Origin of the sequence: Streptomyces sp. KL116D, assembly GCF_030766975.1 — a bacterium.
GTDB lineage: Bacteria > Actinomycetota > Actinomycetes > Streptomycetales > Streptomycetaceae > Streptomyces > Streptomyces longispororuber_A.
Genome location: NZ_JASERH010000126.1, coordinates 170096 through 187778, shown reverse-complemented (window position 1 = coordinate 187778; position 17683 = coordinate 170096). Strand labels below are relative to the sequence as shown.

Here is a 17683-nt window from a genome sequence, read left to right as displayed (position 1 = left end):
CGAGGGACATGCGTAATAACCCCGGCAAACCGGGACAGTTCACTTGAGCCACAACGGGCGTCGGGTGACACACGAGGCGGATTCGGACACCCTCCGAGCCCCGCGCGAGAGGTCCGCGGAGGGGGACGGGAATGACTACAAGAGGCACTTCGACAAGCTTCGACGAGCCGGGAAAAGTGCCGGGAACGTTTCGGGGGCGTCCCACGTCTTGATACGAGACCGCACTGCTGTGACAGTTGAGTGCAGCTTAGGCCAAGGCATATACGCCTGTCCGGAGAATCAGAACGTAGGCTGCCCCCCATGGGAAAGAAGCGCTCGGCCGGTAACGGCGGCGGTATGTCGCCGGCCCAACAGGCCGCCAAGTTCCTCGGTGTCAGCGTGCTCTCGGGAGCCGTGCTCGCCGGAATCGCGCTGCCCGCCGCGGGCGCGCTCGGCCTCGCGGCCAAGGGTTCCGTCGAGGGGTTCGACGAGATCCCCGCCAACCTGAAGACCCCGCCGCTGAGCCAGCGCACCACGATCCTGGACAGCCAGGGCGGGAAGATCGCGACCGTCTACTCGCGCGACCGCACGGTGGTCCCCCTCGATCAGATCTCGCCGTACATGCAGAAGGCGCTCGTCGCGATCGAGGACTCCCGGTTCTACGAGCACGGGGCGGTCGACGCGAAGGGCATCCTGCGCGCGATCAACGCGAACGCGCGGGACGGCGGCGTCTCCCAGGGCGCCTCCACCCTCACCCAGCAGTACGTGAAGAACGTCTTCATCGAGGAGGCCGGCGACGACCCCACCAAGGTCGCGCAGGCCACCCAGCAGACGATCGGCCGCAAGGTCCGCGAGCTCAAGTACGCGATCCAGGTCGAGGACGAGCTGGGCAAGAAGAAGATCCTCGCCAACTACCTGAACATCACGTACTTCGGGCAGCAGGCCTACGGCGTCGAGGCGGCCGCGCAGCGCTACTTCTCCAAGCACGCCAAGGACCTGAACGTGCAGGAGTCCGCGCTGCTCGCGGGCATCGTGCAGTCGCCGAGCCGCTACGACCCCGTCAACGACGAGGCCGAGGCGAAGAAGCGGCGCAACGTCGTGCTGCAGCGCATGGCCGAGGTGCACGACATCTCGCAGGCCGAGGCGGACAAGGCCAAGGAGACACCGCTCGGCCTGAAGGTCAGCAAGCCGCAGAACGGCTGCATCACCGCGGTCAAGGGCGCGGCCTTCTTCTGCGACTACGTCAAGCAGGTCTTCCTCAACGACCCGGTCTTCGGCGAGACGAAGGAAGCCAGGGCCAAGGTGTGGAACCGCGGCGGCCTGACGGTGAAGACCACCCTCGAACCGCAGTCGCAGGACTCGGTCCAGGCGGCCATAAGCGAGAACGTCTACAAGTCGGACAAGGTCGCGACGGCCGTCACCCTCGTCGAGCCCGGCACCGGCAAGATCCTCGGCATGGGCCAGTCGAAGCCGTACGGCTACGACAAGAACGAGACGGAGTACAACTACTCCGTCAACGCCAAGTACCACGGCTCGAACTACGGCTTCCCGACCGGTTCGACGTTCAAGCCGTTCCTGGCGGCGGCGGCCCTGGAGAAGGGCACGCCGGTCACGCAGGAGTACCCGGCGCCGTACGAGATGCCGTACCCGAGCTCGGTGCAGACCTGCAGCGGCAAGCCGTGGGTGAACTCGCGGACCAACCCGGCGATGGTGGAGAACGAGAACGAGTCGGAGGTCGGCCCCTATCGCCTCAAGGAGGCGATGGAGAAGTCCATCAACACGTACTTCGTGCAGATGGTCGCCGACACCGGTATGTGCCCGGTCGTCCAGATGACCGACAAGCTGGGCGTGGTGCAGGGCAACGGCACCAAGGTCGACGAGGTGCCCTCGTCGATGACGCTCGGCTCGACGGGTCTGTCGCCGCTGACGATGGCGTCCGCGTACGCGGCGTTCGCCAACCGCGGCACGTACTGCACGCCCGTCGCCATCGATTCGATCACCGACCCGCAGGGCAAGGCGCTCGACGTGCCGAAGACGAAGTGCTCGCGCGCCATGTCGACGGAGACCGCCGACAAGATCAACACCCTGCTCAGCGGCGTGACCGACTCCGGTACGGGTCAGCAGGCCGGCCTGCAGAGCCGGGCCAACGCGGGCAAGACCGGTACCACCGACGCCCGGAAGAACGCCTGGTTCGTCGGCTACACGCCGAACCTGTCCGGTGCCGTCTGGGTCGGCAGCCCGCAGCAGAACGTCGAGATGGTGAACATCCCCATCGGCGGCCGGTTCCACGACAAGGTCTACGGCGCCGACACCCCGGGCCCGATCTGGCGCAGCGCCATGACCGGCGCCCTGGCCGGCAAGCCCGCGCCCGGCTTCAACCTGGTCGACATCCCCAACCCCGACAAGAAGGACAAGGACAAGGACAAGGGCCGGGACAAGGGCCGCGACGACGGCAAGCCCGGTGACGACGGCGGCGACGGAGGCGACGGGGGCGACGACCCGCTGCCCGGCATCTCGATCCCGCCGGACCTGATCGGCGGCAACAACGGGAACGGGAACGGCGGCGGCTGGGGCCGCTGACCCTCCCCGCGCACGTGAACCATGCGAAAGGGGCGCTCCCCGGCGGGGAGCGCCCCTTTCACGTACCCGACGGATGTGTCCGCCGGGTGCCCGGTCTCAGCCCGCGAGCAGGCGCTTCACCGTCGCGGCGACCCGGCCGCCGTCGGCACGGTCCGCGACCTTGGGCTTCACGATCTTCATGACCTGGCCCATGGCCTTGCCGCCCTCGGCACCCGCCGCCCTGGCCTCCTCGACGGCCTGCGCGACGATCTGCTCCAGCTCGGCGTCGGTCAGCTGCTGCGGCAGGTACTCGGCGAGCACCTCGCCCTCCGCCTTCTCCTGGGCGGCGGACTCGGCGCGCCCGCCCTTCTCGAAGGCCTCGGCCGCCTCGCGGCGCTTCTTCGCCTCCTTGACGATCACCGCCTGCACCTCGTCATCGGAGAGCTCGCGCTTCTCCTTGCCCGCGACCTCCTGAGTGGTGATCGCGGCGAGGGTCATCCGGAGCGTCGAGGAGCGCAGCGCGTCGCGCCCCTTGATCGCGGCGTTGAGGTCGTCCTGCAGCTTGGACTTGAGCGTGGTCATGACTTGATTGTCGCAGGTGCCGGGGTGGCGGCGCCCGCCGATTTCCGGGGCCCGGCCCGTCTGACACGATGGGCCCATGCGCGCGCGATACGGGATTCCCCTGAAGGTGACGGCCGGAGTGATGGCGGCGGGCGCCGCCGGAGTGGCCTACGCGGCGGGCTTCGAGGCCCGCTCCTTCCGACTGCGACGGGTGACGGTCCCGGTCCTGCCCGCGGGCATGCGCCCGCTGCGCATCCTCCAGGTCTCCGACATCCACATGGTCGGCGGCCAGCGCAAGAAGCAGCGCTGGCTGCGCTCGCTCGCCGGACTGCGCCCCGACTTCGTCATCAACACGGGCGACAACCTCTCCGACCCGGAGGGCGTCCCCGAGGTGCTCGACGCGCTCGGCCCGCTGATGGAGTTCCCCGGCGCGTACGTCTTCGGCTCGAACGACTACTACGGCCCCAAGTTCCGCAACCCCGGCCGGTATCTGCTGGAGAAGGTCTCCGGCAAGCACGGCCTGAACGGCCAGGGACCGGCCGTCGGCGTCCCCCGCAACCCGTGGGAGGGGCTGCGCGACGGCTTCGACGAGGCGGGCTGGCTCAACCTCACCAACACCCGCGGCACGCTCAAGGTGGCCGGCGTCGAGATCGGCCTCACCGGCCTGGACGACCCGCACATCAAGCGCGACCGGTACGCGGAGGTGGCGGGCGGCCCGCTGTCCGGCCCCGACTTCTCGATGGGCGTGGTCCACGCCCCCTACCTGCGCGCCCTGGACGCCTTCGCCTCCGACGGCTATCCGCTGATCCTCGCCGGGCACACCCACGGCGGCCAGCTCTGCATCCCCTTCTACGGCGCCCTCGTCACCAACTGCGACCTGGACACGGACCGCGTGAAGGGCCTGTCCACGCACGAGGCGGCGGGCCGCACCTCGTACCTCCACGTCTCGGCGGGCTGCGGCACGAACCGCTACACGCCGGTCCGCTTCGCCTGCCCGCCGGAGGCGAGCCTGCTGACGCTGACACCGGCACAGCCCCGCAAGTAGCCCCTCCCGGAAGCGGCCCCGCCCCGCCGGACCGGGCCCGGGATCCGGGCCCCCGAAAACCGGATTTCGTCTCAGGCCGCCGGTCCGCTAAAGTAATCGATGTCGCCGCGACCTGCAGAACAGCAGAGAGCGGAGCAACGACATCGGGGTGTAGCGCAGCTTGGCAGCGCGCTTCGTTCGGGACGAAGAGGTCGTGGGTTCAAATCCCGCCACCCCGACAGCCAGAACAGCAGGTGAGGCGCCTACCGGATTCGGTAGGCGCCTCACCTGTTTCTGTGTGGGCCCCGTCCGGCCCGCCGGACCGTACCGGGCCGGCGGGGTCCGGCCGCTACGGGCCCGGTCTTCGGGTGCCGGGCACCCCCACGCCCTCCAGATAGGCGTACGCCGCCGCTTCCTCGTCCGGGGAGACGCGGGCGAGGCGGGTGGCGGCACGCCAGCGGAGGTCGGGGGTGCGGGTGGCGTCGGAGACCAACGTCCGCAGGGCGTCGCGGACTTGGTCGTGGTGGTCGGGGCCGCAGGCCAGCACCTCCGACACGACGTCGTCGGCCGTCCGGTCCAGGTCCGCGAGGTTGCGGGCCGGGTCGGCGAGCAGGTCGCGCAGCGCGCTGTCGACGAGGGCCGCCCGGGCCCGGGCGGGCGCCGCCGTCAGTGCGTCGGCCGGCAGCCGGACCGGGACGCCGCGGTCCGCCAGGTCCCGTACGACGTCGGCGGTCTCCGCGTCGCAGCCCAGCGCGAGCAGCGCCCGTACGAGGGTGAGGGCCGCGCCGCCGCGGTCGGTCGCGGCCACCGTGCGCAGCCGGTCGACGGCCTCGGCGCGCTCCGCCGGGCCGAGCAGCGCGTACCCGGCGGCGCAGAGCCCGACCGCGAGCGCGCCCGCCGTGCGGAACGCCTCCCGCGCGGCCGCCCCGTGCGCCGCCGGGTCGAGCAGCGCCAGTGCGATCAAGGTGGCCGTGCGGCCCTGCTCGGGGTGGTCGGTGTGGCCGAGCGGGGCCCAGGCGCGGGCCGTGGGGTCGGTGGTCCAGTCGGCGCGGTAGCCGGCGAGCTGGGCCTCGGCCGTGTCCCGCACGTCCGGCATCAGCTCCGCTATCAGCGCGGCGGTGGGGGGCCGCTCCTCGTACCCGTGCGTGAACAGGTGGCGCAGCACCTGCCCGATCCCCGTCCACCGCAGTCCGCCCGGTTGCAGACCGGCGAGCCGGTCGCGGGCGGCGGCCAGGGCCGCCCCCGCGTCGTTCACCGGTCCCTGTGGCAGCAGCATCACGACCGGACACAGTCCCTCGTGCCCATTGCCGCTGCTCGTCGTACTCGTCAACGTCCCTCCCCGGCCGTCACGTTCACGTACGGGGAGGGACGCTATCGGGTTCGATCACCGGCTCGTCAGGCCGCGAACATCCCCGGCTCGTACGAACCCCCGGGGTTGTGGACGATCACGTTCATCCGGGTGGCCGCGTTGATCAGGGAGACCAGGCAGACCAGCGCCCCGGTCCGGTCGTCGTCGAAGTGCTTGCGGACCTCGGCCCAGGTCTCGTCGGAGACGCCGTGGTCGCCGAGGCGGGTGCCCTCCTCGGCGAGCGCCAGTGCGGCCCGCTCGGCCGCCGTGAAGACGGTGGTGTGGCGCCAGGCCGCCACCAGGTTGATGCGCAGCGCGCTCTCGCCCGCGGCCGCGGCCTCCTTGGTGTGGATGTCCACGCAGAAGCCGCAGCCGTTGAGCTGGCCGACCCTCAACTCCACCAGTTCCCGCAGGGACTTCGGGAGATCGGAGTCGTCCAGCGCCAGCGAGACGTTGTAGAAGCGCTTGGCGATCTTCGCGGCGGTCGGGCTGTCGGCGAGCAGGTTGAAACGGGGTTCCACAGTCATGATGCGGCCCTCCTCGGGGCAGGTCGTGCTCGGTGGTGGGTGACTGACGAACACGAGATGCCGGTGGGCGCGGTCCTGTGACCGGGCTGCCGTGTGACGTACGCCACCGCGGGCGGGTGTCACAGGACGGGGGCGGGCGGCATCTCGTGTGCGACCGCGCAGGGCAGGGCGAGCAGGCAGGAGCTGACCGGACATGACCGACGGGACCGGACGGACACCGACCGAGGCGTTCGTCGCCCACCGCAATCTGCTGTTCACCGTCGCCTACGAGATGCTCGGCTCGGCCGCCGACGCCGAGGACGTCCTCCAGGAGGCCTGGCTGCGCTGGGTGGGCGTCGACCACGCCGCGGTGCGGGAGCAGCGCGCGTACCTGGTCAGGATCGTCACCCGGCAGGCGCTGATGCACCTGCGCACGCTCGGCCGCCGCAAGGAGTCCTACGTCGGGCCCTGGCTGCCCGAACCGCTGCTGACCTCGCCGGACGTCGCCGAGGACGTCGAGCTGGCGGACAGCGTCTCGATGGCGATGCTGCTGGTCCTGGAGACGCTGGCGCCGGCCGAGCGGGCCGTGTTCGTGCTGCGCGAGGTGTTCGCGCTCGACTACGCGGAGATCGCCGAGGCCGTCGACAAGACCCAGGCCGCCGTGCGCCAGATCGCCCACCGGGCGCGCGCCCACGTCGCCGCGCGCCGCCCGCGCGGGTCGGTGTCCGCCGCCGAGAACCGGCGCACCGTGGCGGCGTTCCGCGGCGCGGTCGAGACCGGCGACCTGCAGGGACTGCTGGACGTCCTCGCGCCGGACGTCGTGCTGCTGACCGACGGCGGCGGGGTCGTCCGGGCGGCGCTCGCACCCGTCGTGGGAGCCGGGCTCGTGGCGGAGGTGCTGGGCAACATCGCCTCGACGACGCTGCACCCGACGCTGATCAACGGCGACCCGGCGCTGCTCGTCCGCCGGGGCGGCGAGGTCGACACCGTCATCGCGATGCGCATCGACGACGGCCTGATCACCGGCCTGTACGCCGTCCGCAACCCGGAGAAGCTGTCCCGCGTCGAGCGGGAGAACCCGGTCGGCCGCTGAGCTCCCGGCCGGGTAACGGTCCCGGTACGAAGCACGGGCGGAGCTGGTCACGGGGCGGCGGCCGGTGTGGGGTGGGGCCATGATCCTCTTGGGCCGAGCCGTTCCCCGCGCCGCCGTCGCCACCGCCGGGCTGTTGTGCTGCGGTGCGCTGGTCACCGGCTGCGGGGCCGAGAGCGGCGGGGGCGGCGACGCCCGCCCCAGCGGAAAACCCACCGCGTCGCCCGCCGCGCTCCCCGTCTGGAAGGGCGCCACCGCGCCCGTCCCCCGCGGCGACGGCAGCAAGCTGGGCTCCGACCTGAACGGCGACGGGTACGGCGACCTGCTGCTGTCGACCGGGCAGAACGGCATGGGGGCGTTCGCCGTGGTCTACGGCTCGAAGGACGGCCTCGACCCGGCCACCCGGACCGTCTTCACCGACGCGGGCCCGGCCCCCCGCAGCACCGGTGACCTGGACGGCGACGGCTACGCGGACCTCGTCGTCACGCCCCGCACCGCGCCCGGCATCGTCTGGGGCGGCCCCGGCGGCCCGGACCCGGCGGCCGCCGCCACCCCGCTGCCCGAGCCCGGCGGCCGGGACTTCCTCAGCGCCGCCGTCACGGCGGGCGACTTCGACGGCGACGGCCACACGGACCTGGCGCTCCGGGCGGTCGACGACGCGGAGGGCTCGTCCCGCCGCATCGAGGTCCGCTACGGACCGTTCGGCCGCGACGGCGCGGCGGCCCGCACCGACACCTCGTACCAGCTGCCGCCCGGCAGCTACGGCAACGTCAGCAGGCTCATCGCCGCCGATGTGAACGGCGACGCCGCCACCGACCTGGTCGCCACCCCCGACTCGGACGGCGAACAGGTGAGGTCCGTGCTCATGTTCGGGGCCCGGCAGGCCGGCGGCCGCTTCCCGGCCGCCGAGCACACACTGCCCCTCGGCTCCGCCGTCACCGCCGGTGACTTCGACGGCGACGGCCTGGACGACCTCGCCGTCGGTGACGACGGCAGCCGCAACACCGAGGACGACGGCGGCGGCGGGCGGGTCGACCTCGCCCCGATCGTCGTGGCCCACGGCGCCCGCGGCTCGTTCGACGAGCCGGCCACCCGCGCCGTCCCGGGCTCCGACGGGCTCGGCCTGCGGCTGGCCGCGGCCGATCTGGACGACGACGGGAAGGCCGAGCTGATCACCCAGTACGCCTCGGACCTCGATGCGATCATGCCCGCTGACCTGAGGGGCGTCGTGGTGCTGCGCGGCACGGACGACGGGCCCGGCGGCGAGATCCGCACGCTCGATGTCTCCGGTCCCGAGCGGTACGCGGGCCGGAAGCTGAAGCCGTACGACCGGCGCGTGTGGGTGTCGGCCGGCGGCAGCTACGGCCCCGGGGGCAGCGGCCAGGTCGTCATTTCCTGGGGCTACAAGTCGGCTCCGGCCCAGTGGTGGGTGATCGGGGACCTCGCCGGCCAGAAGGGCTTCGTGCTGCCCGCTGCTACCCTGGAACACGCAAGCGAAGGGGAGTAGCCCCGCGAACCGGTCGTCGACACACTGGAACCCCCGGGTTCCCGGTGGCCGGGCCCGGCCGGAGACGGCGTGGGCGGGCGAGACCTTCGACCAGGCAGCCTGCCCATGTGCCGCTGCCGGGTCGAGTGGTCCCCGGAGCGGGCGGGTACTCGGGTCCGGCTACGGCCCGTACAGAGAGACCCCCGATGCATCTCGATCCCGTGGCGATCGTCACCGCCTTCGGCCTGATCTTCCTCGCCGAACTCCCGGACAAGACCATGTTCGCCTCCCTGGCCATGGGCACCCGGATGAAGCCCCTCTACGTGTGGTTCGGCACGTCCGCGGCGTTCGCGGTGCACGTCGCGATCGCCGTCGGCGCCGGCTCCCTGCTCGGTCTGCTGCCGGGCTGGATCGTGAAGCTGGTCTCCGGGCTGCTGTTCCTGTTCGGCGCCTTCATGCTGCTGCGCGGCGGGGACGACGACGGGGACGAGGACGCGGCGGGCGCCAAGATCGTCACCGGTTTCTGGCCGGTGTTCGGCACCGCCTTCATGGCCGTCTTCATCGGTGAGTGGGGCGACCTCACCCAGATCACCACCGCCAACCTGGCCGCCACCAACGGCTCCTGGTCGACCGCCATCGGCTCGTTCCTCGCGCTGATCTCGGTCTCCGGACTCGCCCTGGTCGCGGGCCGTTTCATCGCCAAGAAGGTGCCGCTGAAGACCGTGCAGCGCATCGGTGGCGTGTGCATGCTGGCGCTCGCCGTGTGGTCGTTCGTGGAGATCTTCGCCTGACCGGTCGGCTGAGCCGCACACCCCTTGTGGATACAGGAATGTATCGAATACGTTCCTGTATCCGACCGGGGAGGCGAGGATGGCGGCCACCGTCACCAAGAGGCGGGCGCGCACCCGCCAGCGGCTGCTCGACGCGGCCCTGCACGTGTTCGCCGAGGAGGGCTTCGGCCGCTCCACCGTCGAGCAGGTCTGCGACCGCGCCGGGTTCACGCGCGGCGCTTTCTACTCGAACTTCTCCTCCCTGGACGAGCTGTTTCTCGCCTTGTGGGAGGAGCGCTCGGCGCGGATGCTCGACGATGTGCGGGATGCTCTCGCCGGTATCGATCCGGACGACCCCGAGGCCGCCGTACGGGCCGCGATCGACGCGACGCCCGTGGACGACGCCTGGTACCGCATCACCGCCGAGTTCACCGCGCACGCGCTGCGCACCCCGGGCCTGCGCCGGGTGGTGGCGGCCCGCGAGGAAGCGATCAGGGACGCGATCCTGCCGGTGTTCGTGACCGCCCTGGGGCGGCTCGGGCGGCAGGTCACCGACGAGCGCGCGCTGGGCGACGCGCTGGTGGCCGTGCACGACGGGACCGCCGTGCAGGTACTGCTCCAGCCCGAGGACGAGGGCGCCCGGACGCGCCGGCAGGCCCTCTTCATGAACGTACTCAGCGCCTACAGCACACCGAGGGAGATCTCGTGAGTGACGCCAGTGCCGATGTCATCGTCGTGGGGGCCGGGCTCGCCGGGCTCGTCGCCACGTACGAACTCACCCGCGCGGGCAGGCGAGTGGTGCTCGTCGACCAGGAGAACGAGGCGAACCTCGGGGGCCAGGCGTTCTGGTCGCTCGGCGGTCTCTTCCTCGTCGACAGCCCCGAGCAGCGGCGGATGGGCATCAAGGACAGCTACGAGCTGGCCCTCGCCGACTGGCTCGGCTCCGCCGGCTTCGACCGCGAGACCGAGGACCGCTGGCCGCGCAAGTGGGCCGAGGCGTACGTGCAGTTCGCGGCCGGCGAGAAGCGCGACTACCTGTACGGGCTCGGGCTGAAGGTCACCCCGAACGTGGGGTGGGCCGAGCGCGGCTCGGGGACCGCGACCGGGCACGGGAACTCCGTGCCGCGCTTCCACATCACGTGGGGCACGGGCCCGGAGGTCGTGCGCGTCTTCCGCGAGCCCGTCCTGGAGGCCGCCTCGCGCGGGCTCGTCACGTTCAAGTACCGCCACCAGGTGGACGAGTTGATCGTCGAGGACGGGGCCGCGGTCGGCGTGCGCGGCTCGCTCCTCGCGCCGTCGGACGAGGCCCGCGGCGTCGCCTCCTCGCGCGAGACCGTCGGCGACTTCGAACTGCGGGCGCAGGCCGTCGTCGTCACGTCCGGCGGGATCGGCGGCAACCACGAACTGGTCAGGAAGAACTGGCCCGTCGACCGGATGGGCGCCGCTCCCGGGTCGATGGTCACGGGCGTGCCCGCGTACGTCGACGGGCGGATGATCGAGATCACCGAGGGCGCGGGCGCCTCCGTCGTCAACCGCGACCGCATGTGGCACTACACGGAGGGCCTCAAGAACTGGGACCCGATCTGGCCGGGCCACGGCATCCGGATCATCCCCGGCCCGTCGTCGCTGTGGCTGGACGCCGAGGGCAGGCGGCTGCCCGCGCCGCTGTTCCCCGGCCACGACACCCTCGCCACGCTGAAGCACATCACCGCGGGCGGGCACGACCACACGTGGTTCGTGCTGACCCGGGCCATCGTGGAGAAGGAGTTCGCGCTCTCCGGCAGCGAGCAGAACCCCGACATCACCGGCAAGGACCTGAAGCTGGTGCTCCAGCGGGTGAAGAAGGGCGCGCCGGGCCCGATCCAGGCGTTCCTCGACCGGGGCGAGGACTTCGTCGTCCGGCGCACCCTGCGCGACCTCGTCGCCGGGATGAACAAGCTGACGCCCGACACCCCGCTCTCCTACGAGCAGGTCGAGCGCGAGATCGTCGCCCGTGACCGGGAGATCGAGAACGGCTACTCCAAGGACATGCAGCTGATGGCCGTGCGCAACGCCCGGTCGTACTTCCCCGACCGCCTCACCCGCGTCGCCAAGCCGCACCGGCTGCTCGACCCGGCGCAGGGCCCGCTGATCGCCGTGCGGCTGCACGTGCTGACGCGCAAGACGCTCGGCGGTCTGGAGACCACGCTCGACTCGCAGGTCGTGCGGTCCGACGGTTCGGTCTTCGACGGGCTCTACGCGGCCGGGGAGGTAGCCGGGTTCGGCGGCGGCGGCGTGCACGGCTACAACGCCCTGGAGGGCACCTTCCTCGGCGGCTGCATCTTCTCCGGCCGGGCCGCGGGCCGCGCGCTCGCCAGGAGCCTGGCGTGACGGGCACGGCGCTGGTCACCGGCGCCTCCTCGGGGATCGGGGCCGCCGTGGCGGCGGCGCTGGTGCGGCGCGGGTACCGGGTGTACGGCACGAGCCGGAACCCGGAGAAGGTCAACGCGCCGGTGGCCGGGGTGACGTACCTCGCGCTCGACCTGTCCGACGAGGCGAGCATCGAGGCGTGTGCCGCGGCGGCGGGCGAGGTGGACGTGCTCGTGAACAACGCGGGCGAGTCGCAGAGCGGGCCGTTCGAGGAGCTGCCGATGGACGCGATCCGGCGGCTGTTCCAGCTGAACGTGTTCGGGGCGGTGCGGCTGAGTCAGCTGGTGCTGCCGGGGATGCGGGCGCGGGGGCGCGGGCGGGTGGTGATGATCGGGTCGATGCTGGCCAGCTTCCCGCTCGCGTACCGGTCGTCGTACGTCGCGTCGAAGGCGGCGATCAAGGGGTTCGCGAGTGCGGCGCGGCGGGAGTACGCGCCGTACGGGGTCGGCATCACGACGGTGGAGCCGGGGTCCATCGCCACCGGGATCAGTGAGCGGCGCACGCAGTACGTGGCCGCCGACTCGCCCTTCCGGAGTGCCTACGACACGATGCTCGCGGCGCTCAACTCCAATGAGGCGAAGGGGATCTCTGCCGAGAAGGTCGCGGCGAAGGTGGTCGTGGCGATCGAGGCGGGGCGGCTGCGGCCGTTCTACGCGGTGGGGAGCGGGGCGCCGTTCGTCTTCGCTCTGCGGCGGGTGCTGACGCGGGGGGCGAGTGAGCGCATGGTGGCTCGTCGGCACGGGCTGCGGTAGTCCGGGGTCGCCGTTCCGCCGTTGCGGGTTCCGGGTTCGTCGGCGGGTGCGGGCCGGTGGGGCTTCTCGCGCAGTTCCCCGCGCCCCTGAGATGCGCACCTTCGGTGCGACATCTCCCCGACGGGGGAAGGCTGCGCGCCAGCGCATGCCTTCAGGGGCGCGGGGAACTGCGCGACCAGCCCCACGCACCCGCGCACGAACGCCCCTACTCCGCCGGAGGCTTGCGGTCGCCGTGGCCGGGCCACCAGGCCGCGTGGCCGATGAGGGCCGTCAGGGCGGGGGTGAAGACCATCGCCATCACGAACGCCGCGATCACGATGCCGAAGGAGAGCGCGAACCCCATCTGGGAGAGCGTGGAGTTGCCGGCCAGCATCAGCGTGGCGAACGTACCCGCGAGGATCACGCCCGCCGAGGCGATCGTCGGGCCCGAGTGCCGCACCGCCGTACCCGCCGCGTCGTGCGGATCCCGCCCGGCCCTGGCCTCCTCGCGGAGCCGGGACACCATCAGGATGTTGTAGTCCGTGCCGAGCGCGACCACGAACAAGTACATGATCACCGGCAGCATGAACATCAGGCCCGGCTGGCTGCCGATCCGGGTGAAGAGGAACGACGTCGCGCCGAGCGTCGCGCCGAAGCCGAGCGCCACCGACACCATCAGGTACCAGGGCGCGACCAGGCTGCGCAGCAGCAGGCCGAGGATGACCATGATGCAGAGCGCGGCGACGGGGAAGACCACCGAGTAGTCGCGGTCGACCGCCTTGTTGATGTCGACGTAGACCGCGGTGATCCCGCCGACCGCCGCTTCGGTGCCCTCGGGGGCGGCCGAGTGGGCGGCCGGGCGCAGGTCGTCCTTGACGGTGGCCATCGCCGCCTCGGAGGCCGGCGGATCGTCCAGGACGACGCTGTACGCCGCGGCGGTGCCGTTCGTGCTGAGCGTGGCGGCGCCGACCGTGCCGACCCCGTCGACGTCCGCGAGGGACGCGCGGAACGCGGCCGTCTGCCGCGGGGTCAGGGGCGTCTCCGACGTCGAGGTCAGATACACGCTCGTCGGGTCGGTGGTGCCCGCGGGGAAGCCCTTCTCCAGGCTCTCCAGCGCGACCATCGACTCCTTCGTCCTGGGCAGCGAGGACGTCGCGAGGTCGAAGTTGGCCCGGTAGCCGAGGGCGCCGAGGGCGAGGACGGCCATGACGAGCGCCGACAGCACGGCCCAGACGGCGGGGCGGCGGGCGATGGCCCCGCCCAGCCGGGCGAAGCCGGTGCCCTGCGGCTCGCGCTGCCAGGACCTGGACGGCCAGAAGACCTTGGTGCCGAGGAGCGAGACGACCGCGGGGACCAGGGTCAGGCCCGCGCACAGCGTCACGAACACGGCGATGGCGAGCGCCGGGCCCATCGACTTGAGCATGCCGAGCGTGGAGAGCGCCAGCGCCGCGAAGGCGACGATGACCGCGCCGGCCGCCGAGGTGATGGCTTCGCCGACCCGTTCCACGGCGTGCACCATGCCCTGTTTGGGATCCTCGCCCGCCCGTAGTGCCTCCCGGTACCGGAAGAGCAGGAACAGGATGTAGTCCGTGCCGACGCCGAACAGGACGACGGTGAGGAGTTCCTGGATCGACGAGTCCGCCTTCATGTCGAACGCCTTGTTGGCGGACGCGATCAGGCCGGTGGCCAGCGGGGAGATGAGGCCGATCAGGACGACGGGGAGCAGCGCGATGATCGGGCTGCGGAAGATGATCAGGAGCAGCACGACGATGATGACGATCGTGCCGACGCCGACGAGCAGGCCGGCCCGCTCGGACGCCTCCGACTCGTCGAGCGCGGTCGCCGCGGATCCGGTGATGCCGGCCTTCAGGTCCGTGCCCTCGACCTCCTGCTGGAGGTCGGTGCGGAGCGTCTTGACCGCGTCCTGCTCGGAGGTGTCGGCGGGGTCGGTGAGCTTGGGCATGGCGACCATCGACGTCTGGACCAGGCCGTTGGGCGACGGCTTGCCGGGGACGACGGCCTCCACCTTCGGAATGTCCTTGGCCGCCAGCTCCCGCGACACGCGCACCACGTCGGCCGAGTCCGCGACGGTCAGCCGCTCGCCGTCGGAGCGCTGGAAGACGATGACCGCGCCGATGTTCTGCTGCTGCGGGAACTCCGACTCCTGGATGTCGGACGCCTTGATGGACTCGTAGGTGTCGGGCAGGAAGCTGGCCTCGTCGCTGCTGGACGTCAGCTTCGGCGCGAGCGAGATCACCGCCGCGGCCACCACGACCCAGCCGAGGATCACCCACCAGGGCCTGCGGACCACGAACCGACCGAGTGCTGCGAACATCCCTCATGCCTCCCGTCGCCGCCCCCGGGTCACCCAGTCAGCCTCACCCGCACCCCGCTGACCTGCCACTCGGGACCGTCCCGACGTGCGCGTTCCGTGCGGGCACCGGATGCTGGGAACCGCCTGTCCGCCGACCGTGCAACCGATCGTGTCCGGGAGAGCGATGACCCACGAACCGCCCGGTGGCCGACCCTCCTGGGGGCGGCCCAGGACCGTCGTGGCCGTGCTGGCCGTGGTGCTCCTCGTGGTCGCCGTCGTCTCGACGGCGACCATGGACCACCCCATGCAGGACCTCCTGGGGACGGGGCTGCGCTCGACCCTGGCCCTGCTGTGCGGCGTCGCGGGCCTGTGCCTGCTCGCGGCCGCGCTGCTGTGGCCGACGGCCGACCGGCCCCGCTCGCTCGCCCTGATGAGCGGCATCGTCAGCCTGGTGTGCCTGGCCGCCACGGTGCTGATCTGGGTGTGCGTGTCCGTCGACGACCAGCTGCACTCGATCCCCGGCACGGCCGTGTCCACGTCGGCGCAGGCCGAGAAGGCGCTGGTCCAGCAGGGTCTCGCGGCCGGCCGTACGGCGATCCCGACCGGCGTGATGATCGAGACGATGCAGTACACGAGCAGCAACAACGTGAAGCTCACCGGCTACATCTGGCAGCGGCTGCCCAAGGACCACGCCGAGGACGCGGAGATCGACCTGCCGAACGCGGTCGAGGGCGGCGTCGGCGAGGAGATCTACCGGGACCCGGCGCCGGGCGGCAAGGAAGTCGTCGGCTGGAAGCTGAACACCACGGTCCGGGAGTACTTCGACTACAGCAACTACCCGCTGGACCGCCAGGTGGTGTGGCTGACGATGTGGCCCCAGCACTCCGCGGTGAACACCCTGGTCCCGGACTTCGCCGCGTACCCGCCGTGGCAGACCCACGACGGCTACGGCGTCTACCACGACCTGGTCAGCGGCGACTGGCAGCAGCAGTTCTCCACGTTCAGCGTCGGGCACGGCACCGCGCACACCAACTACGGGCGCCCCGGCCTCGCGGTCGACAACAAGATCCCGCAGCTCACGTACTCGATCGGCGTGACCCGCGCGTTCCTCAGCCCGCTGCTCAACCGGCTGGTCCCGCTCGCCGTGATCGCGATGCTGGTCTTCGCCTCCCTGTTCGTGGTCACGAAGGACTCCGACCGGCGCTCGCTGTCCGGCTTCAGCACCTGGGCCGTGATCGGGTTCTGCGGCTCGATGATGCTGGTGGTGTCGGTGCAGCACAGCTCGCTGCGGTCCGACACAGGGTCCGGCGGCGTGGTCTACGCCGAGTACTTCTACTTCATCCTGTACCTGGTCATCGGCCTGGTGGCGCTGAACGCGGTGGAGCACACCGCGGAGAGACGGATCCGCCTCGTGGACTGGCGGGGCAACACCGCGGCCCGGCTGCTGTACTGGCCCGTGACGTGTCTGCTGCTGTTCGCGGTGACCGCGGTGGTCTTCGTGGTCACGTCGACGACGTAGCGGGCGGGCCCTAGCGGGAGACCGTCCACGTCACGCTGTTCGAGGCCGCCTCGCGGATCGCCGGGTCGCGCAGCGCCGCGCTGCGGTCGACGGCCGTCGCGGTCACCTTGTGCGTGCCCTTCCTGACCCCCAGCGCCGTGGCGTTCAGGACCTTCCGGCCCTGCGCGGACGGCACCTCGACGCCGTCCACGGACCAGGACACGGACACGTCGGACAGCCCGTCGCGGCTCAGCGGCGCGAGGTCGACGCGGAGCACGTCGGTCGCGCGCAGGGTGCGGTTCGTGGCGGTGCGGGCGGTGAGCAGGTCGGCGTCGCGGTAGAAGCCGGCGATCATCGCCTCCCGGCCGGGGAGGTTGAACTTGTCGGTGTCCAGGGCCCGCATGATGTTGTTCTGGGTGGGCCGGTAGATGCCGTACTCGTAGTAGCCGCCGCCCTCGTACGCGCCGACGGTGCCGCCCGACGGGTCGCTCTCGCCGAGCCAGCGGTACCACTTGGTCTTCGTGTTCAGCATGCCCTCGGCGGTCTGCTGCGTCGTGTTGGGCTCGACGGGCTCGGGGCCCGGGTAGGTGCCGTAGCCCGCGTACTGGTACTCGTCCGCCAACAGGCCTATGGAGTGGCCGAGTTCGTGGGCGCCTATCAGGTACGAGCGGTCGTTGTCGGACGACATGGTGGCGATGCCCGTGTGTCCGGCGGTGGAGGTCAGTCCGCTGTAGCCCGCGCCGCCGTACTTGGTGGAGTTCGAGACGACGAAGACGATGTCGGAGTCCGGGGCCTGCTGGGCGTACGCGTCGACCTTCTTCTCGTCGACGCAGACCAGCCGCTCGATGTCGTCGCAGAAGAAGTAGCTGCTGACGGCGGTGTCCTTGACGACGTCCTCGGTCGGGTCGCCGGAGACGCCCGATTCGTTCGAGACGGCGTCCACCAGCCAGAAGTTGAAGAGGCCCTGGTAGCTCTTGTACGGCTCGATGGCGAAGATCGCGTCCAGCTTGGACCGGGCGTCCGCCTGGAAGTCGGCCTGCTGGTCCGCGGTGTAGCCGTCGCCGATGATCACCAGGTCGAGGCGGCCGTCGGAGGGGCCGGTCCGCTGGAGCGGGGTGACGATGGTGGCGCCGGGCGTCTTCGCCGGGGCCTCCTTGGCGCGGGCGATCTTCGCCGGTACGGCGGCGGGCACCTGGGTGTGCCGGCCCTCGCCGCGGGAGTCGGGGAAGTACTCGACCGTGCGCCTGCCCTCGTCGGCGGCCGCGTGGGTCGCGGAGCCCGCGGCGCCGAGTGCGGCGATCGCGAGGGAGCCCGCGGCTATGGCGGTGAACAAGGGTGTGCGGACGCGCACGGGTACCTCGCAGTAAGTTGACGGTTAAGCGGACTTAACTTGCCTTAACTCGTCGCA

The 17683-nt window shown here is 71.5% G+C and carries 14 protein-coding genes and 1 tRNA gene; 10 read left to right on the top strand and 5 right to left on the bottom strand.

Features of this window, described 5'->3' with window-relative positions:
* Positions 1–300: 300 nt before the first annotated feature.
* Positions 301–2559: a transglycosylase domain-containing protein gene (locus tag RBJ77_RS46915; protein WP_372350563.1), complete on the top strand. Its 2259-nt coding sequence runs from the start codon at positions 301–303 to the stop codon at positions 2557–2559.
* Between the two features lie 96 nt (positions 2560–2655).
* On the opposite strand, the gene RBJ77_RS46910 is transcribed toward RBJ77_RS46915, so the two are convergent.
* Positions 2656–3120, bottom strand: a complete 465-nt coding sequence (locus tag RBJ77_RS46910) for a GatB/YqeY domain-containing protein (protein ID WP_372350562.1) — start codon at positions 3118–3120, stop codon at positions 2656–2658.
* A gap of 76 nt (positions 3121–3196) precedes the next feature.
* On the opposite strand from RBJ77_RS46910, the gene RBJ77_RS46905 reads away from it, so the two are divergent.
* Together RBJ77_RS46905 and RBJ77_RS46900 are read left to right on the top strand one after the other, a co-directional pair.
* Positions 3197–4144 carry a metallophosphoesterase gene (locus RBJ77_RS46905; RefSeq protein ID WP_372350561.1) on the top strand — a complete coding sequence of 316 codons (948 nt, stop codon included), beginning with the start codon at positions 3197–3199 and terminating at the stop codon, positions 4142–4144.
* A 144-nt stretch (positions 4145–4288) separates the two neighbouring features.
* A tRNA-Pro gene (locus RBJ77_RS46900) sits at positions 4289–4362 on the top strand.
* Between the two features lie 110 nt (positions 4363–4472).
* Here RBJ77_RS46900 and RBJ77_RS46895 read toward each other — a convergent pair.
* Together RBJ77_RS46895 and RBJ77_RS46890 are read right to left on the bottom strand one after the other, a co-directional pair.
* Complete coding sequence (locus tag RBJ77_RS46895; RefSeq protein WP_372350560.1) at positions 4473–5399, bottom strand: hypothetical protein; 927 nt, start codon at positions 5397–5399, stop codon at positions 4473–4475.
* Between the two features lie 119 nt (positions 5400–5518).
* Entirely contained in the window at positions 5519–5992 is a 474-nt protein-coding gene (locus RBJ77_RS46890) for a carboxymuconolactone decarboxylase family protein (RefSeq protein ID WP_372350584.1), read from the bottom strand.
* 199 nt (positions 5993–6191) lie between these two features.
* On the opposite strand from RBJ77_RS46890, the gene RBJ77_RS46885 reads away from it, so the two are divergent.
* The 6 genes from RBJ77_RS46885 (at position 6192) to RBJ77_RS46860 (ending at position 12484) form a co-directional block, all read left to right on the top strand.
* Entirely contained in the window at positions 6192–7070 is an 879-nt protein-coding gene (locus RBJ77_RS46885) for an RNA polymerase sigma-70 factor (RefSeq protein WP_372350559.1), read from the top strand.
* A 79-nt stretch (positions 7071–7149) separates the two neighbouring features.
* The gene (locus tag RBJ77_RS46880; protein WP_372350558.1) at positions 7150–8574 is read left to right on the top strand and encodes an FG-GAP repeat domain-containing protein; all 1425 of its coding nucleotides are present in this window, start codon (positions 7150–7152) and stop codon (positions 8572–8574) included.
* Between the two features lie 185 nt (positions 8575–8759).
* Positions 8760–9344 (top strand): TMEM165/GDT1 family protein, encoded by a 585-nt coding sequence (locus RBJ77_RS46875; protein ID WP_372350557.1) that lies wholly within the window; start codon positions 8760–8762, stop codon positions 9342–9344.
* Between the two features lie 79 nt (positions 9345–9423).
* Entirely contained in the window at positions 9424–10032 is a 609-nt protein-coding gene (locus tag RBJ77_RS46870) for a TetR/AcrR family transcriptional regulator (protein ID WP_372350556.1), read from the top strand.
* Positions 10029–11693, top strand: a complete 1665-nt coding sequence (locus tag RBJ77_RS46865) for an FAD-binding dehydrogenase (RefSeq protein WP_372350555.1) — start codon at positions 10029–10031, stop codon at positions 11691–11693. The genes RBJ77_RS46870 and RBJ77_RS46865 overlap by 4 nt, the downstream gene beginning before the upstream one ends.
* Entirely contained in the window at positions 11690–12484 is a 795-nt protein-coding gene (locus RBJ77_RS46860; protein ID WP_372350554.1) for an SDR family oxidoreductase, read from the top strand. Before RBJ77_RS46865 ends, RBJ77_RS46860 begins: the two co-directional genes overlap by 4 nt.
* A 205-nt stretch (positions 12485–12689) precedes the next feature.
* Here the strand turns inward: RBJ77_RS46860 and RBJ77_RS46855 are convergent, their stop codons facing one another.
* Positions 12690–14798, bottom strand: coding sequence for an MMPL family transporter (locus tag RBJ77_RS46855; RefSeq protein WP_372350553.1), 2109 nt, complete (start codon positions 14796–14798; stop codon positions 12690–12692).
* Between the two features lie 163 nt (positions 14799–14961).
* Between RBJ77_RS46855 and RBJ77_RS46850 the strand changes: the two genes are divergently transcribed.
* Entirely contained in the window at positions 14962–16296 is a 1335-nt protein-coding gene (locus RBJ77_RS46850; RefSeq protein ID WP_372350552.1) for a hypothetical protein, read from the top strand.
* Positions 16297–16306: 10 nt separating this feature from the next.
* Here RBJ77_RS46850 and RBJ77_RS46845 read toward each other — a convergent pair whose 3' ends face one another.
* Positions 16307–17626 carry a M64 family metallopeptidase gene (locus RBJ77_RS46845; protein ID WP_372350551.1) on the bottom strand — a complete coding sequence of 440 codons (1320 nt, stop codon included), beginning with the start codon at positions 17624–17626 and terminating at the stop codon, positions 16307–16309.
* Positions 17627–17683: the final 57 nt, after the last annotated feature.

Bases quoted from the DNA above. Each gene is read 5' to 3' on its own strand.
- RBJ77_RS46915 (WP_372350563.1), top strand. From the start codon at position 301: ATGGGAAAGAAGCGCTCGGCCGGTAACGGCGGCGGTATGTCGCCGGCC.
- RBJ77_RS46905 (WP_372350561.1), top strand. From the start codon at position 3,197: ATGCGCGCGCGATACGGGATTCCCCTGAAGGTGACGGCCGGAGTGATG.
- RBJ77_RS46850 (WP_372350552.1), top strand. From the start codon at position 14,962: ATGACCCACGAACCGCCCGGTGGCCGACCCTCCTGGGGGCGGCCCAGG.
- RBJ77_RS46875 (WP_372350557.1), top strand. From the start codon at position 8,760: ATGCATCTCGATCCCGTGGCGATCGTCACCGCCTTCGGCCTGATCTTC.
- RBJ77_RS46870 (WP_372350556.1), top strand. From the start codon at position 9,424: ATGGCGGCCACCGTCACCAAGAGGCGGGCGCGCACCCGCCAGCGGCTG.
- RBJ77_RS46880 (WP_372350558.1), top strand. From the start codon at position 7,150: ATGATCCTCTTGGGCCGAGCCGTTCCCCGCGCCGCCGTCGCCACCGCC.
- RBJ77_RS46855 (WP_372350553.1), bottom strand. From the start codon at position 14,798: ATGTTCGCAGCACTCGGTCGGTTCGTGGTCCGCAGGCCCTGGTGGGTG.
- RBJ77_RS46910 (WP_372350562.1), bottom strand. From the start codon at position 3,120: ATGACCACGCTCAAGTCCAAGCTGCAGGACGACCTCAACGCCGCGATC.
- RBJ77_RS46895 (WP_372350560.1), bottom strand. From the start codon at position 5,399: ATGCTGCTGCCACAGGGACCGGTGAACGACGCGGGGGCGGCCCTGGCC.
- RBJ77_RS46885 (WP_372350559.1), top strand. From the start codon at position 6,192: ATGACCGACGGGACCGGACGGACACCGACCGAGGCGTTCGTCGCCCAC.